Consider the following 16821-nt stretch of genomic DNA (forward strand, 5'->3'; position numbering starts at 1 on the left):
TAAATTTGCTTAATCAATAATCTTCAAAATTAGTTATTTCCCGCGATATAGCCTTAATCAAGACTACTAAATCCATAAAAGGGTTAAAAATCTGGTTTTCAAAGTTAAAACAATCTCCAACATTTCAGAGTTAATACCTCATGTTATACGCAATAGGATTCGTGCTGATTGGTTTTATAAGCATGGAGCTTGCAGGATGGTTTATCCATAAATTCATTATGCACGGCCCGCTTTGGCCTATCCACCAATCGCATCATAAACCAAGCAAGGGCCCATTCGAACTCAATGATATCTTTTCCATATTTTTTGGAACCACGGCTGTAGTGCTGATGATCCTTGGTTATGAGCAATTAGATTATCGGTTTTGGATAGGCACAGGTATCACGGTCTATGGTTTTAGCTATTTTGTATTCCATGATATCATCATTCATAGACGACTAAAACTAATAGCGCGTCCAGAGCATGGCGTTTTGCGTGGCATCATCAGGGCTCACCAAGCGCATCACTCTGACAATAAGAAAAAAGGAGTGGCTGCCTATGGCCTGTTTTTCGTTCCTTTCAAGTTTTTTAAAGGAGGTCTAAAATGAGCAATTATTCCATCAAAGACCTCGAGCACCTGTCAGGTATCAAGGCCCACACCATCCGAATATGGGAGCAACGCTATAATCTGGTCGAGCCAAAACGAACCTCTACTAATATTCGCTATTATGATGATGCAGATCTAAAACTCATCCTAAATGTCGCTCTTCTAAACAATAATGGAACGAAAATTTCCAAAATCGTAAAGATGAGCGAAGAGGAAATCCGTGATCAGGTCATTGCACTGACGGAGGGCACCATGGCTTTCGAGGACCAGATTCACGCACTTACTGTGGCCATGATAGAGATCGATGAAGAGAATTTTGATAGAATTTTGACCATCAATCAGCGGAGCATAGGCTTCGACGAAACTATGCTGCAGGTAATTTATCCATTTCTTGCAAAGATCGGCTTGCTATGGCAAATCGGCAGCATTAACCCTGCCCAAGAGCACTTCATCAGTAACCTCATCCGTCAGAAACTCATCGTGGCTATCGATAAGTATGTCTATCAAGGCGGTGGTAAGAAGTTTATCTTATTCCTCCCAGAGGGCGAGCTGCATGAAATCTCCCTGCTCTTCGCCTCTTATATTCTTAAGCGTGAAGGCCATAAGGTAATCTACCTTGGCCAAAGCACCCCAAAGAAAGACTTATTGGAAGTCTATAATTATCATCGCCCTCAGTACCTGATCACCGTTTCCACGACCGCTCCGGACCTGGAATCACTGCAGGAATATATGGATGATCTGGGGCGGATTTTTAAGGAAAGTAAGATCATCATCTCTGGCTATCAGGTCATGAGAGCCTCCCTAGAGTTCCCCAAGAATATCAGCAAACTCGACCATATCTCAGATATAAAGGGCTTTGTGGATAGCTTAGACAACGATTTTACTTCGGTCAAATCCTAAACCTATCCTCTTGGCTTAACGGTAACCTCTAGAGCTATAAACTCTTATTCCTGCGAAGCACGGACAGCAGTCCCTAAATCCAAAGCCTGATCTTCTTCATAAGTCGGGGAAGCCGGCAGTGAATACATTCCTGGTTTAATCGAAACTTATTATCTTTGGCTATAACCTAAAAGAATTATGCTAAAAAAGGAACGGTACCAAGCTTTTATAGACCATTTTTCTACCCATATGCCAGTGGCGGAGACGGAGTTGCACTATGAAAATCCCTTTCAGCTATTGGTGGCCGTGATTCTAAGTGCCCAGTGTACCGATAAGCGAATTAATATAATTACCCCTGCGCTATTTAGAGATTTTCCCACTGCGGAGCATCTGGCGGCGACCAATTTTGATGAGTTATTTCCCTATATCAAATCCGTTTCTTATCCCAATAATAAGACCAAGCATCTGCTAGGAATGGGTAAAATGCTGGTGGAAGACTTCGGCAGCGAAATCCCCTCCACGGTACCAGAACTGGTAAAACTCCCTGGAGTAGGTCGCAAAACCGCCAATGTCATTACTTCTGTGGTGTGGAATCAGCCTAATATGGCCGTGGATACCCACGTATTCAGAGTTTCGAGAAGACTGGGCCTCGTCCCAATGACCGCCAATACCCCGCTGGAAGTGGAAAAGCAGCTCATTCGTCATATCCCAAAAGAACATATCCATATCGCCCACCATTGGCTGATCCTTCATGGACGATACATCTGCCTGGCCCGAACGCCCAAGTGTAGTCAGTGTGAATTGACTCATTTCTGTAGGTATTATGAAAAAAACCAAGCTAAAATCCAGAATGAATTGGATTTGTTGCCCAAGAAAAAGAAATAAGCAATGTGCGGCATAAATATGGTCCTTCATCAGGGGGAGGGTGCCTCCAAGGCCATCTTCAAAATGAACCGCTCCACTGCCCACCGTGGTCCAGACCATAGCGCTTGGCTTCAGCTAAGTGATCGCCTGTATGTCGGTGGCAATCGTCTGATCACCGTGGACCCTGGGGACTATTCAAATCCTCCAATCTGCACTGAGGATCAAGCCTTCTGCCTGGTCTGGAATGGGGCTATCTATAACACACAAGAGCTTCGCAACCAACTAATTGATGCGGGGGTGATGTTTTCTAGTCGGTCAGACACAGAAGTATTGTTTCAGTGGCTTATCTTATTTCCTCTGCGCATAGGGGAAATCAATGGCATGTATAGCTTCATATTCATTGACAAGAAAAATAATACGGCACTTATAGCCAGAGATCCCTCGGGCCAGAAGCCATTATATTATTATCAGGAGGGAAATACATGGGTGATTTCCTCTGAGCTCCGTGCGATTATGGGCAGTGGACTTGCCAAAGTACAGCTAAATCAAGGGCAGTTGCAGCCCTATTATTACCTGAGACATGCCTGGTCCTCCCAGACCATGGTCGCTGGTATCCGGCAACTGAATCCCGGCGATATGCTGAGCCTTGACCTGGATACAGGAGAGGCTAGCTTTGCCAGGATAGCCCCTGTGGCATCGTCCGCCGATTCCGTGGCAGTGGAGGATATGGATTTTCCTGCTCTCCTATCCGAAGCAATGCTTCGCCATATGGAGGCGGATGTTCCTGTGGGACTTATGCTGAGCGGCGGTGTGGACAGCAGCTTATTATTGGCCAGCTGGATGGCAGAGACGCAAATTCCCTTGCATACCTACACCGCCTCCTTTGGGATGGAAAAGGCGGGATATGTAGATCATAAATTTGCCAAAAAACTGGCAAAAAAATACCGCTGCGAGGCTCATGAGGTAAAAATCTCTGCGGAAATCCTCGTGCGTGAATGGCCTGAATACATTAGCACACTCGACCAGCCAGTAGGAGACAGTGCGGGATTTGTCAGCTGGCAGATAGCCAAAGCGGCAAAGGCACATTCTAAAATCCTTATCAGCGGGGCAGGAGCAGATGAGCTATTTGCCGGATATCGAAGACACCAAGCGTATAAGACCTACCTGAAAAACCCGAAACTCTGGAGCATAATCGCCTCATTCGGAAAGAATTTTCCTTTTTTGCCCGCTGCGCTTAAAAAATTCTTCACAAGCATAGAGACTTCTTCCTTCCATAGTTTTGTGAATATGACTGCCTTGCAGCCAGTCCCGCAGGTATTATTCAATGGATTCCAGAAAGAATTCGCCAATCAACAAGAAGGCTTCCTAAAGGCCCTGGCATGGGATCGCGAGGTGTATTTGGTACAGGATATCCTGAAAGTCCATGACAATGCACTAATGGCCGAAGGTATAGAAGGAAGAGCTCCGTACCTGGATGTCCAAATCCGACAGATGGCCATGAAGATCCCGGAGCATCATTTACTTAGTATGCCTGCCAAAGATCCGCTGGTCAAAGCTTTGGAAGCTGCCGGGCATCCCGAAATAGGGAAGCGCAAAAAATGGGGTTTTGGCTTGCCCTTTGGAGCATGGATGGAGCAGGAGGCATCGCTGCGGCGACTGGTGAATAAGGAGATACATGCCTTCATGGATCGGCATCCGAAGGAACTTCCAGCTGAATATATAGCCTTCAATCAGGGAAGGGCAGGAGGAGTCGGCTCCAACGCCCTGCTGTTATGGAATATCTTTGTCCTGGCCTCCTGGTGTAATTATCATAAACTATGAGAATTATCTATGTCCATCAGTATTTTGTGCGGCCTGAGGAGGGAGGGGCGATACGTTCGTACCATCTGGCCAAAGGAATGGTGGAGGCCGGGCATGAGGTGGTTATGGTCAGCAGTCATAATAAGAAATGCTATGAACAGGTAATCGTCGATGGGATAGAGGTTCATTATTTACCGGTAGAATATAGCCACCATTTTACTTTTTGGGCCAGGATCCGCGCCTTTATGCTTTTTGTATGGCAAGCCAAAAAACTTCTTAAGAAACTAGCCCTTCCAGACCTATTCTATATCACTTCCACGCCCCTGACCACGGGAATCCTGGGATTGTGGATATCAAAAAAATGGGATATTCCTTATGTCTTTGAAGTTCGAGACCTATGGCCGGAGGCGCCCATTCAGGTGGGAGTGATCCGAAATAAGTTGCTTCAGAAATGGCTTTATTCTTTAGAACGTAAAATTTACCAGGGCTCGGCTCATTTGATCGCCCTGTCACCGGGAATAGAGACCTATCTCCATCGGCAGCTTCCCCAAAAGCAGCTGACCTTAATCAGCAATTTCTCAGACTGTGATTATTTTGTACAGGAGACTCCGGCACTTCCCGCCTTAGCCGAAGTAATGGAAATATGGAAATCCTATGAGGTAAAAATCGCCTATACTGGAGCCATAGGAGAGGTGAATGCCGTGGAGGAATTGCTGGTTCTAGCCGAAGCAGCCGCAAATCAAGGCCTCCATTGGGGTTTCCTGATCATGGGGGATGGAAAAAGGCTTGCGATGCTTCAGACCGCGGCCAAGGGGCTTGCGCAGGTACACTTCCTTCCTCATGGCCCAAAGCAGGAGGTAAGGGAGGTTTTGCGAGAGGCTGATTTCGCCTTTGTCTCCTTTTCTCAAGAGCCAATCTTGCAGACCAATAGTCCCAATAAATTTTTTGATGCCTTGGCATCATCCACTGCTATTTTGATTAATCATAAGGGCTGGATACGTGATCTGGTCATCGAGGAAGCTGCCGGAATGGAAGTGCTACTGGGAGAGGATCCCGAGAAGTTGAAAGAGCAAGTTTCATTGATAAAAAATTCGCTAAACAAGCTTCCAGAAATGAAGGCAAATGCACGAAAGTTAGCCCTTGGCAGATTCTCAAAAGCAGCAGCCTTGTCCCGGGTTTTGGGGGTGTTGAAACTGGCGGTGAAGGAGCGTCAGGCTTAATATCATTTTTTAAGAAATAGTTATTAATTAAAAAAAAAGGTGTAGTTTTTATAAATAATTGAACTTCAATGCTATATAGTACCTGATTTATTGAAAGATTACCTTTTTACATTCAAAAATAGTTGAATTCTACTATTATCCTAATCCTATACAACTAGACGAAAAGAATAAATGTGCTCGGCAAATTGCCGCGGCAAGAAGAGTTGTTCCTTATAATTTTACTATAAAAAAGCAATTTACTATGGAGTGGTATTTACCCATTACAATACTTCCTGGGGTTGGGATGTTGATCTTGTCCACCACCAATCAGATGTTGAATTTAAGCCAGGAAATAGCGAGTTTATTAACAGATGAGTGCAATGAATTTAGGCTATTTATAGCGGAGAAGAAAATCAAGCAGTTGAGTAGGTTAACGCGTAGCTCCACCTTATTATATTTATCAGCGGGCTGTTTCGTTTTCAGTGGGATCTTGCAGGTAATCACGCAGGCATCCACCTACTCTTTTCTTCCGAGCAACCTTCTGTATTTAGGAGCCGTTTTGGTATTAGTCGGCTTAGGTATATTAATATCCTATAGCTATCATACCATCACAATACGTAAACTCCAACATACCCGAAGGGGAGAGATGTTAGGAAAGGGAAAAAATTCCTTATGAGTGGATCTTATACATTACCATTGCAGGTGCAGCTCCCTATGTGGGACTTATCGCCAATATTTCCAAACCAACTTCCAGGTTCAATTTCAGATTATCAAGGCAAGCCATTGGTGATTTTGATTTTCAGCATCAAGTGTCCAGGTTGCCTGGGCCGCGCCATACCCTTTGCCAATAGACTGGTATATGAGATGGGCGAGGAGCTGCAAGTGCTGGGCATACATACGACTTTCGAAGGAAAAGCCCCTGAGCTCGAGGAGCTGCAGGCCGCAAAGGAGGAGTATCATATACGGTTTCCTATCTTTCAGGACAGGCACCTCAATAGCACCTTTACGCTCTATAAGGCGGGTGGCACTCCGCACTGGCTGGTACTGGATCGCTCAGGGAAATTACAATATTCCATATTCGGCTCTGATCCCAATAATGCGCTATTGCGGATAGAGTATAAGCTTCAGGAGCTGCTACATAATCCAGAAGCGGAAAGTGAGGAGCTGCGTAAGGTGACGGTGGAGGAATATTCACTGGATCCGGACAGGTATGAGCTTCGGGAAGGCTCTGCTGATGGGGCACCATCCTGTCCCTATGGAAATCAATTAGAATGGATAGGTTACGATCTTCGGGAACTCGAATTTGTTAGGTTCACAAAGGGCGTATTCAAAAAAATTATAAAACAAAAAAAAGTAAATACTATGGAAACGATGTTAAAGTGGAATGATGTCATTCGATTTGCAAATAATGGCACTCCTAGTCCAAGTCGAAGAGTGGAAAAAACAGAAGCGGAATGGAAAGAAATCCTAAGCCCTGAGCAATTTCAGATCACCAGGCTTCGCGGAACGGAGAGAGCGCATAGCTCCGATTTATGCAATTTATTTGAGCCGGGGAAATATGGCTGTGTATGCTGTGACACCTTATTATTTGACTCGGGAGAGAAGTTTGATAGCGGCTCAGGCTGGCCCTCTTTTACTCAGCCGATAGAGGAAAATGCCGTTGCCTATCATAAGGACAATGCTTTTGGGATGGTGCGTGTGGAGGTGACTTGCAATACCTGCGATAGCCATTTGGGTCATGTATTTCCTGATGGACCTGCACCAAGTGGCCTTCGCTATTGTATCAACGCATTATCATTGAAAAAGATAGCGAAGTAAGCTGGATTTATCACTATGGGTATTCTTGCCAAGCCATAGGGAAAAAAAGACGAGTCCCTTAGTAGAAAAAAATTCCATTTTCGTAATTCTTCAGAAATCACGAAGGATACGTTGGAATGGAAGAGTTTTGGTTTCCCTTTACCGGTCTATATAGCAAGTAAGGCCGCCACATTGAATCAATAAACTGCTTCAATGAAAATGGCCTGAGATAGGTAAATAGAATAATACGATGCCTATCGATTTAGGGAGAAATTATGACTAGCTGAAAAACAATAAATCAAGCTAGCTATATGATCCTGGTGGACTAGTTCTACACTCCCCGATAGTTGAAGCGCATCAGCAGTTTAGAATCTACAGATGTCAGGCGAGGTGCTGGGTAATCCGGCGCCTCCGGCATCTACTTTTAAGGATTATATCAATTTAAAAACAACGGAAAATGGAAGAAGTGAATTTCAAAAACACACGATTTGATCCAGATTTGACCCCATTTCATGGTATTGCGAAAGAGATGGCTGGGGCATTCGGATATACCGCAGATCTCATGGTGGATAAGCAGCTCGCTCAGCTCCTCAGGCTGAGAGTGGCTCAGAAAAACGAATGTTCTTATTGCATTATTCTCCATGCCAAAACCTCCAGAGAAATAGGAATCTCAAATGCTAAGACCGATAATATTTCTTCATGGTGGAACAGCGACTTATTTACTGACAAGGAAAAATCTGCCCTTCGGTACACGGATGTCCTTAGTGAAGGCAGTCATCCCGCCTTTCAGGAAGTGCATGATGAGCTCGCCAGATTCTTTAGCACGCAGGAAATTGCTGAGATCGCTGCGATCGTCATCAATATGAACTTATGGACTCGCCTGAAACTAGCGCAAGGAGCTACTCCTGCTATCCAGTAATAATGACAGAAATGAAGTACATCGGTTTTGGAGGCGGCTGTCACTGGTGCACAGAGGCGGTATTTCAGTCTATAAAAGGGGTGGATACTGTCTATCAAGGATGGATCGGCTCCATAGGTGACGAAAGAGAATGGTCAGAAGCGGTTCTTGTACGGTATAATCCTGACAGAGTCAGCCTTGCCACACTTATTGAAGCGCATTTGCTGACACATAGCAGTGAGAGCAATCATTCTTTTAGACATAAATACCGATCTGCAGTCTATACAATGAGCACTGATGAAAACGAACAGAGCAGTGGTATAATAAAAAGCCTGGCAGCTAAAACCAATACTGATTATATCTGCCAGGCTTTGCCTTTTCGGAAATTCAAATCGAATGTTAATGTATTTCTGAATTACTATCAGACGCGAAAGGATGCTCCTTTTTGTACGCGATATATAGAGCCAAAATTAAGAATCACCCAACAATTATAAGGCAATGTCAATTAGGAAAGGATGGAGTCTTCATCAATATAGTACCCGTATTCGCTAATGAGACGTTTGTATTCCGAATCACCAAGATCGGTCATATACGGAATCAAAAGTTCCCAGATATGGATAACCATTTCTCCAGGCTCCTGAAAGTTAAATCCAGATAGCAGCTCTCTTTGGGAAAGCCAGAAGGTGATGACGATACGTATGGTATGTCTCAAACGGTGAAAACCAGTACCAATTTTAGGTTCAATAAATCCTTCGGCAATGAATCTTTCGAAAAGATTTGTCATTTCATCTCTACGTTGAAGAATTGTTTTCTTCAAGAGCGAGCCTACCTCTGGATTTCCTCGGGAGATCTCCAGAACATCAAGATTGAAGAACCTATATTTCATTTGGAACTTGTCGAGATGAACCAAAAAGCAATGAAAGGCCTCAAAGGAGGATTTTATATTGGTATATTCTTTTATGGAGGTGGTCATTTCCTCCCTCATCTGTTTATAAATGGCTAGAAGAATAGCTTCACGGTTATTATAATGATAGTCTAAGTTACCGTGACTAATCCCAAGCTCGGCGGCAATATGCCTGCTGGTAATATTATGGGCTCCGAACTCATTATAAAGCCTGATGGCTTCATTTAGTATTTTTTGTTTTGTAGATATTTTCTTTTTCTTCTCCATAGCATGAGCGGATTTTTCTTGGAACAGCAGGTATTTGTCCGATTAGGGAATAAATACTTGTAGTTTTATTACCCTATTCTCTGATAGAACCATAATTAATTGTTTTCCTTACAATTTTACAACCATAAAACGCTCCAAACTGTTTAAAATGAACCTATAAAATGGCAAAATCTTCAAATAGGTGATTAAGACCATTTATGGACATTAAATAATGAGCCGGGCTTCACTAAGAATATTAGGTTAATTCATAATAACCTTAAGCACCTTTCCACAAAATGGAAAACTGTCCTAATACTATTCAAGGGCACATTAAAATGGACTAATGCTAGTCCTTTAACACTTTGGTACGGAAATTAGCTTATTATGGTGATTTGACAAGCCTAAATCATTATAGTTTATTAATATTAGGTGTAATATCTCGGTAATGTACAAAAAAATTCCAATTCATTACTTATCCCCACTAAACAACCGTTTAATATTTTTACAGATTATATTTAGTCTAAAAAAAGATCTCTCCCTTTCACGACTTTATAAATCTAAGCCAAAAACCTGAAAATCTGTCAAATACAGGTTATATTTTCATTTTATTTGGTAATTAAAAATCTATTTAAGTAAAATATACCAAAACCATCAGCCTTTACATAAATTGCTTCAAACGGCAAGTTCGCTTAAGATAAAAAATCTACAACAGTCAATTCACTTATCCAAGCCTAATCATACCTTTTTTACCTTGATAGCCCCCTATTATACACATTTTTGCACGGCTTATATAATCCAATTATTTACCTATATTATGCAATATGTCCTTAAAACTATTAATTCTTCTAAGGCCAAAATCCGAAATTTCCGCAAGTGAAAGTTCTTTCCTTTCGAAAGGATCATTTTGAATATTGAAAATTCTGCCATCATCATATAGTTTCCATTCTTTATTTTGAATATGTCGAGATGGCTGATGTTTACCCCAGCGAGGATCATAATCACAGTAGATCCACTCTCTGCTCAGCGACTCCTTTCCCAAGAGCTGGGAATAAAAACTTATCCCATCCGTAAATCCCCTATCCACCTCCTCTATACCTGCCAAATCCCAAAGTGTGGGCATAAAATCCGCAAAATCAATTAAATGATCGTTTGTACTTCCAGAAGCGATGCGTCCCTTCCAGTACGCTAGCATCGGCACATGGGTTCCAGCTGCGGTTGGATGGCCCTTATCCCCTTGGATTTCCATCCCATTTTGCATAGACAGCACCTTCCGGTCCGTGCCATTGTCCCCAATAAAAACGATCAGGGTATTCTCAGCCATTCCTAATTCCTCCACCTTAGTCCAGATCTTCCCTACCAATAGATCCATATACTCCACCATCTCTGCGAAATATATGGGATCATTGACCTTACTGGAGGCGTCAAAGTCCGAAAAGGAGGCATTGGAAGGGCTAGGAACAAAGGGATCGTGCGTCAGGACCATCGGATAATACACAAAAAACGGATCGGATTGGTTATCCTCTATAAACTCAAGGATACTTTCTGTAATGATATCAGGGCCATATTCCCCCTCATAGACTTGATTACCGTTTGGATTTGATAAAAGAGGATCTTTATATCGGCTACCGAGTTCATCCACCTGCCATAGGCAATAGTCCTCAAAACCCGCCTCAAGGGGATGGCTACCCACGCGTCCACCTGCAAGATTGCGCTGATGCTCATTTCCAAGGAGCTGCCATTTGCCAGCCACAAAGGTCTTATATTCTGCTTCTGTCAAATAATCTCCAAATGTTTTTTCCTCTGGATCCAGCAGCCCAAAACCAATATAATTACGGAAATTATATTTGCCAGTCATCAACTGCACCCTACTCGGGGTGCATAGAGGCATTGAATAGCACTGGCTGAAATTCATTCCTCCGGCAGCCAAACTATCCAAATAAGGGGTTTGATAGCTATCACTGCCATTGACACCTAGGGTCTCGAAACCCAAATCGTCTGCCATAATTAGAATTATATTTGGCCGTAAGGCCTGAGAATCCTGAAACCCATAAGAGGAGGAGGATGCTATCACTAATAGGAGAGCGCAAAAATAATTTTTCATAAGAAGAAAGAAAAAGCTGCCCTGACAGGTCTTGAGACACCCTCAGGGCAGCTTATAAACATTGAAATTACCAATTAGGATTCTGATCCAAATTAGGGTTCAGCACCAGTTCATCACTAGGAATGGAACTTAGATAATCCTGATCTGGACGGAAGCTATAGCCATTTGGCATTTGTGTTTGGAAGTAATCCACCAACCCATCATCATTTACCATAGCCGTAAAGGAGGCCGATCCATTAGGATTTAGGAAGTCATCCTGATCAAATGGATATCCCAAAGGACGCATACCATCAAATAATGAAGCAGCAGCCCATCGGCGATAATCATCCACTCGCTGTCCTTCCAGTGCTAGCTCCACTCGTCTTTCGTTACGAATAGCATAAAGTGCATCTGACACAGCATATCCATAATCCAGCTGCTGAGCACCATATTGCTGCTGTGGAATCACGGTGAAGTCCGGCATGCCAGCGCGGGAGCGGATCATATTCAAGGCTTCATAGGCCACGGTACCGTCCAATTCGAATTTGGCCTCCGCGTAATTTAGCAATACTTCGGCAAATCGGAAATAGATACGACCTGTCTGGCTATAGCCACCAAAGTCGGCCCCAGCGCCAGAGGAATAAGGATTGGAGAATTTCTTGACTTGGAAGCCTGTGGGGCAGAGTTCTTCAGAGCCTTTTTCCAGAAAGGGTCTGTCGAAGATCTGGCCAGAGCTAGCCACTCGCAGGTCACCCGGAATCCACACCGTCGCATGAAGCCTAGGGTCACAATCAACGGCGATTTGATTGAGGAAATCATTGCCTTTGGTACCTTGGGCCACAGCCATATAATCATAAGGCTGTCCATCCTTACCCAAATACGAGCTCACCAATGACCAGGTGATGCCCATATCCCGGGTCCTTCTGGTGGTATAAAACTGCAATTCATGCCCCATCTGCTCAGAAGTACTGGCAATCTTATAGAATAAAACCTCATTGACCCCCGACATATTATCTAAGCCAAAGAGCGTATAATAATCCGTGTCCGGATTGCCAGTGGAGTATATCCCCACCTGATAGCTTCCATTCATCAATTCCTCTGCGGCGTCTATGGATTTCTGAAGGTATTTATTAGGATCAGCCCCATCTGTACCGAAATCGGTTCCGGCATGATACTTCTGCCAAGTACCCTCAAACAATGCCACCTGAGACTGAAATGCCAAGGCCGCTTCCTTATTCAATCTGGCATTACCTGTACTGGCCTTTAAGCCGAGGTATTTGTGTGCGCTGTCAAGGTCAGATAGGATGAAATCAGCCACGGCCGTACGTGGATCACTTGGCTTAAATAAGTCCTCATCTCCTGGAAAAAGCTGGTGATCATAAATAGGTACATTCCCATATTTCTGCAGCTTGGCATAATAAAACCAAGCTCTAAAGAAATAGGCTTCCCCCAGAAACTGAGCATAAGCGCTAATGTCATCCTGCACCTGGTCGAGGTTGTCAAAGAAGATATTCACACTGCGAATACTTTCCCATTCGCTGGTCCACTGGCCCACCTGAGGGGCTCTGGCACCATGCAGGACAGAATTTGGTGTCGCCACTATTAGGTTATCAGAGTTATTTTCTGAAAGTGGAAGTAAGGCACTGCCATGGCCTGGCAGGGTCACATAAAATTTCTTGACATAATTATCAAGGTCATTGGCCGTTTTAAAATAATCATTGATAGAGATTTTGTCCTCTGGAGGATTATCTATAAAACTTTCACATGAGGCCAGTCCGAGGACTAGCAAGATCATGGCGGATATATATTGAAATTTCTTCATGTCTTCGCGATTTTTGAATTAATAACTAACCTGCAATCCAAATGAAAGAATGCGATCGGCTCCATACGTTTTGCCAGCACCCCAGCTGCCACCGACAGCCACAGGATCAATTCCTTCGGGTAGGCTGGAGAAGGTAAAGAGGTTTTCACCCGACATATACAGTCGGAAATTGCTCAGCTTAAATCGGTCCAGCACTTCATTAGGCAGGGTATAACCGATCTGCACATTCTGCACCCTCAGATAAGCACCATTCTGCAAGTACCTTGTATTGGTGTTTCGGTTCTTAACATTCTCCGCGCTATTTATATAAGGCCGTGGGAAGTAAGCGTCCAGGTTATAGTTAGCTTCGCCTTCGGCAATGCCAGTATATGCATCTCCCACCTGATCTCTGAAATAATCCAGATGAGAAGCAAAGAGGGAAGACTGATTACCGGTACGGAATCCCCAGAATATATTTTCAGAATCACCAAACCAAAGATCTCTTTTGCCAACGCCCCTTAGGATGGCGGAGAAATCAAAGCCTTTATAGGCAGCATAGAGGTTTAGCCCAAACTGCAGGTGAGGCGTGCTATTTCCGATGATACTTAGATCACCATGATCCTCAAGGGTATTCGTGCCATTATCCACAAATCCATCCCCATTGATATCCACATATTTCACATCGCCGGTATTCCATTCCAAGCCAGTAATATCAGATAGATTCACCTGAGAGGTATAAGCATCGATTTGCTCCTGTGTTTGGTAGAGCCCATCTGTGGTGTAGCCCCAGATTTCTCCCTGCTCCTTCCCTACATACCAGGAAGATAGTACGCCATTCGGGTTGAGGTATTCGGTGATTATCGCTTTGCTATCGAAGATATTGAAGCCCACATTATAGGTGAAGCCCGATGAGGTGGTTTGATTCCAGGTAATAGTGCTTTCCCAGCCTCTAGACCTCAAAGTAGCATTGTTGGAATTTGGCGGTGCATCTCCCAAAACCCCAGGCTGTGGATCCACAGGGCCGATCATATCGAAGGTAGTACGCTCAAACCAATCAAAAACCACCTTAAGCCTCTTGTCCATAAAGCTCATATCCGCACCGATATCGATAGTCCTTGCAGTCTCCCAGGTCAGATTTGGAGAGATCAGAGAAGGAGTGTCGGCATAGCCAATAGGCCTGGAATCAGAAGGCCCATACAGCCAGTTTACGGCCTCCCCTGACAATGGGATCAAAGGTAAATCCTGGTAAGGATCCACATTTTGGTTTCCTAGCTCTCCCCAAGACCCTCGGATTTTGAAGGCATTGACCGTCTTGGAAATAGGAGCCCAGAAGGCTTCCTTATCCATATTCCATCCCAAGGAAAAGGAAGGGTAAAATCCCCAACGCTTGCCCTCCCGGAATCGGGAAGATCCATCATAGCGAGCATTTAGCTCCAGAAGGTATTTCTCCCTGAAATTATAATTGAATCTTGAGAAGTATCCCTGGGTGCTTATGGTGAGCAGCTCCTCGGTCATCTGAATCTCCCCATCGGCAGTCATCAGCGATGGTACAGAGGGAACGAGGATATTGGTTCTGAAGCCATTGAGACTGCGGTCCTTGAATCGCTCAAACTGGGTACCCGCGAGAAACTTAAAATTATGATCCTCCTGCAGGTCAAACTCATAGGAAGAATAGATATTGGTGGTCCAATATACATTACTATAATGAGTGGTCGAAACGCTACTCGGCACAGTATTTCCACTAGGAGTCAGGGACTGATCCACCAGGTGATCATATACGGTAAACTCATTTCCTCTATAAAGTTTATCCACATTCTTCATCGCAAAATCAGCATGGATATTCCACCCCTCCATAGGATTGATATCGGAGGCAAAGGTATGCCAGTTCTCGATTTCTTCGGTGACATCAGTCCCTGCATCGTTCACCCAAGGGATTTTGGACTGGATCATGGTATTCCCATAGCCATCATATAAAGCATTACTCGGCATGGTCCTGGCGATCTGGTGAAAGATCAGATCATAAGATCCCTGACGGTCCATATTAGGAATTTCACGGACGGTCTTGGAAAATCTAGGTTGGTATGAAAACTCCCAATTGTCGGTGATATAAGTGGTGATTTTACCCATGATATTGTACCTATTGAAGGTATCTGTACCATAATTAAGCACGCCAGACTGGTCATATAATCCAGCGGAGAAATAATAAGAGGTCTTATCCGTCCCGCCCGAAATGGACAAGTCATGTTTCTGGATAAAGCCTTTTCCGAAGTATTCGTCAAACCAATCACGATTGGCGTTTCCATTTTGGTTAAATCCCCAGGTATTGAGGTTACTTGGATTAGGGGTGGTCTCGAAGTGCGTCGCATCAGCGGGGAAATTAGCATTGGCCCGTATCGCGTCAAAATCTCCTGCTTGGTAAGCCACGATATTATCCACCACTCTATTGGTGAAGAATCGTCCCCCAGCACCATATACACCGGCCTCGTTGATCGCACGAGCATGGGTGTAAGAGTTGAGCATGGAAGGGAGGTTCTGTGGGCTGGCCATAGAGACGGATCCTGAATAGGTGGCTTTTAGCTTTCCTTTTCCGGATTTGGTGGTGATGACGATCACCCCATATGGGGCTCTGGAGCCATAGATAGCCGAGGCTGCCGCATCCTTGAGCACAGAGATCGACTCGATATCATTAGGATTAAGTCGGTTCATATCACCCGGAATCCCATCAATGATCACATAAGGTTCGCCACCATTGATGGAGCCCATACCTCGGATTTGGATATTCATATTAGCCCCCGGCTGGAAACCATTATTTCCCACGCCGAAGGTAAGCCCCGGGGAAGTTCCTTGTAGCAACTGGGAGACGGAAGGGGAAGGACGATCCTTGATCATATCTCCATCCACCACGTCTATAGCTCCGGTGAGATTGGTCACTTTCTGCGTGCCATAACCTACGACCACCACTTCCTGAAGGGACTTAGCATCCTCTTCCATGCGGATATTGATCGAGTCATTATTCCCTACGGGCACTACCTGACTGGTAAATCCAATGAATGAAAATCGCAGGGAGCTGCCTTCAGGTACCGAGAGGGAGTAATTGCCATCCAGATCAGTAACAGTGCCTGTGGTGGTTCCCTCCACAGTAATGGTCACTCCCGGCAAAGGCTCACCGATATGATCCACTACTTTTCCAGAAACGGTAATTTCGGCTAATTGCAGCCCAAGCACCGGCTGGGTAGATCGGCTTGTGTTCCGTTTTACATGGATATTATGATTTACCTGCTTAAAACTCAGATTGCTCTGAACAGCGATATCGCTTAGCAGATTATACAAATTGCGCGTTTGTTCCGTGATTGTAATTCGCTCGTCCTTGTTTACCTCCTTATTGGTGTACACGAAGTTGAAGCCAGTAGTCTCTTCTATCTGATGAAAGACCTCCGAAAGCTTAGATTTCTCAAAACCTAGGTTAACCGTTACCTCCTCTAAGTCCTTAACCTGAGATTTGGTCTCATTGGCCAAGAGGAAGCTCATGGTTACCGCTTGAATCACAAAAGCGTAAATAAATAGCTTTGTCATATAGCTTAAGTGTATAAGTATCCTTTTGTTCATATATTTACATGGATTATTAAATTGATTGACAGTCGATTTGATTCTTTCATCCGGAGCAAATTTGACGATTGGCTACGGATACCTTTTACTATCCGAAGCTGTTGACGCAGTTTCGGATTTTCATTTTCTATAGGCTACTTCTATTATCTATTTTACTTTTT

Annotated in this window: 13 protein-coding genes; 9 read left to right on the top strand and 4 right to left on the bottom strand. The window is 44.1% G+C overall.

What is annotated here, in order from left to right; genetic code table 11:
• Nucleotides 1-140: 140 nt before the first annotated feature.
• From B050_RS0102370 to B050_RS0102410, 9 genes are all read left to right on the top strand, one after another.
• On the top strand, nt 141-587 hold the full coding sequence (locus tag B050_RS0102370; RefSeq protein WP_018472275.1) for a sterol desaturase family protein: 447 nt from the start codon (nt 141-143) through the stop codon (nt 585-587).
• On the top strand, nt 584-1486 hold the full coding sequence (locus tag B050_RS0102375; RefSeq protein WP_018472276.1) for a MerR family transcriptional regulator: 903 nt from the start codon (nt 584-586) through the stop codon (nt 1484-1486). The genes B050_RS0102370 and B050_RS0102375 overlap by 4 nt, the downstream gene beginning before the upstream one ends.
• Nucleotides 1487-1663: 177 nt before the next feature.
• Complete coding sequence (gene nth / locus B050_RS0102380; protein WP_018472277.1) at nt 1664-2350, top strand: endonuclease III; 687 nt, start codon at nt 1664-1666, stop codon at nt 2348-2350.
• Between the two features lie 3 nt (nt 2351-2353).
• Nucleotides 2354-4150, top strand: a complete 1797-nt coding sequence (gene asnB, locus B050_RS21960; RefSeq protein ID WP_044201484.1) for an asparagine synthase (glutamine-hydrolyzing) — start codon at nt 2354-2356, stop codon at nt 4148-4150.
• Entirely contained in the window at nt 4147-5349 is a 1203-nt protein-coding gene (locus tag B050_RS0102390) for a glycosyltransferase family 4 protein (protein ID WP_018472279.1), read from the top strand. Before asnB ends, B050_RS0102390 begins: the two co-directional genes overlap by 4 nt.
• Before the next feature lie 241 nt (nt 5350-5590).
• Nucleotides 5591-6004 carry a DUF2721 domain-containing protein gene (locus tag B050_RS0102395; RefSeq protein ID WP_157492494.1) on the top strand — a complete coding sequence of 138 codons (414 nt, stop codon included), beginning with the start codon at nt 5591-5593 and terminating at the stop codon, nt 6002-6004.
• Nucleotides 6001-7146, top strand: a complete 1146-nt coding sequence (msrB, locus tag B050_RS23835; RefSeq protein WP_018472281.1) for a peptide-methionine (R)-S-oxide reductase MsrB — start codon at nt 6001-6003, stop codon at nt 7144-7146. Before B050_RS0102395 ends, msrB begins: the two co-directional genes overlap by 4 nt.
• 436 nt (nt 7147-7582) lie before the next feature.
• Nucleotides 7583-8044 carry a carboxymuconolactone decarboxylase family protein gene (locus B050_RS0102405; RefSeq protein WP_018472282.1) on the top strand — a complete coding sequence of 154 codons (462 nt, stop codon included), beginning with the start codon at nt 7583-7585 and terminating at the stop codon, nt 8042-8044.
• Between the two features lie 11 nt (nt 8045-8055).
• Entirely contained in the window at nt 8056-8517 is a 462-nt protein-coding gene (locus B050_RS0102410; protein WP_157492495.1) for a peptide-methionine (S)-S-oxide reductase, read from the top strand.
• A gap of 11 nt (nt 8518-8528) precedes the next feature.
• Here B050_RS0102410 and B050_RS0102415 read toward each other — a convergent pair whose 3' ends face one another.
• The 4 genes from B050_RS0102415 to B050_RS0102430 all read right to left on the bottom strand — a co-directional run bounded on the left by B050_RS0102415 (nt 8529) and on the right by B050_RS0102430 (nt 16627).
• Nucleotides 8529-9194: a TetR/AcrR family transcriptional regulator gene (locus B050_RS0102415; RefSeq protein ID WP_018472284.1), complete on the bottom strand. Its 666-nt coding sequence runs from the start codon at nt 9192-9194 to the stop codon at nt 8529-8531.
• Between the two features lie 778 nt (nt 9195-9972).
• Nucleotides 9973-11274, bottom strand: coding sequence for a sulfatase-like hydrolase/transferase (locus B050_RS0102420; protein WP_018472285.1), 1302 nt, complete (start codon nt 11272-11274; stop codon nt 9973-9975).
• A gap of 67 nt (nt 11275-11341) precedes the next feature.
• The gene (locus B050_RS0102425) at nt 11342-13075 is read right to left on the bottom strand and encodes a RagB/SusD family nutrient uptake outer membrane protein (protein ID WP_018472286.1); all 1734 of its coding nucleotides are present in this window, start codon (nt 13073-13075) and stop codon (nt 11342-11344) included.
• Nucleotides 13076-13093: 18 nt separating this feature from the next.
• Nucleotides 13094-16627, bottom strand: a complete 3534-nt coding sequence (locus tag B050_RS0102430; protein ID WP_018472287.1) for a SusC/RagA family TonB-linked outer membrane protein — start codon at nt 16625-16627, stop codon at nt 13094-13096.
• Nucleotides 16628-16821: the final 194 nt, after the last annotated feature.

The sequence above is a fragment of the Echinicola pacifica DSM 19836 genome, from assembly GCF_000373245.1.
Taxonomy (GTDB): Bacteria; Bacteroidota; Bacteroidia; order Cytophagales; family Cyclobacteriaceae; genus Echinicola; species Echinicola pacifica.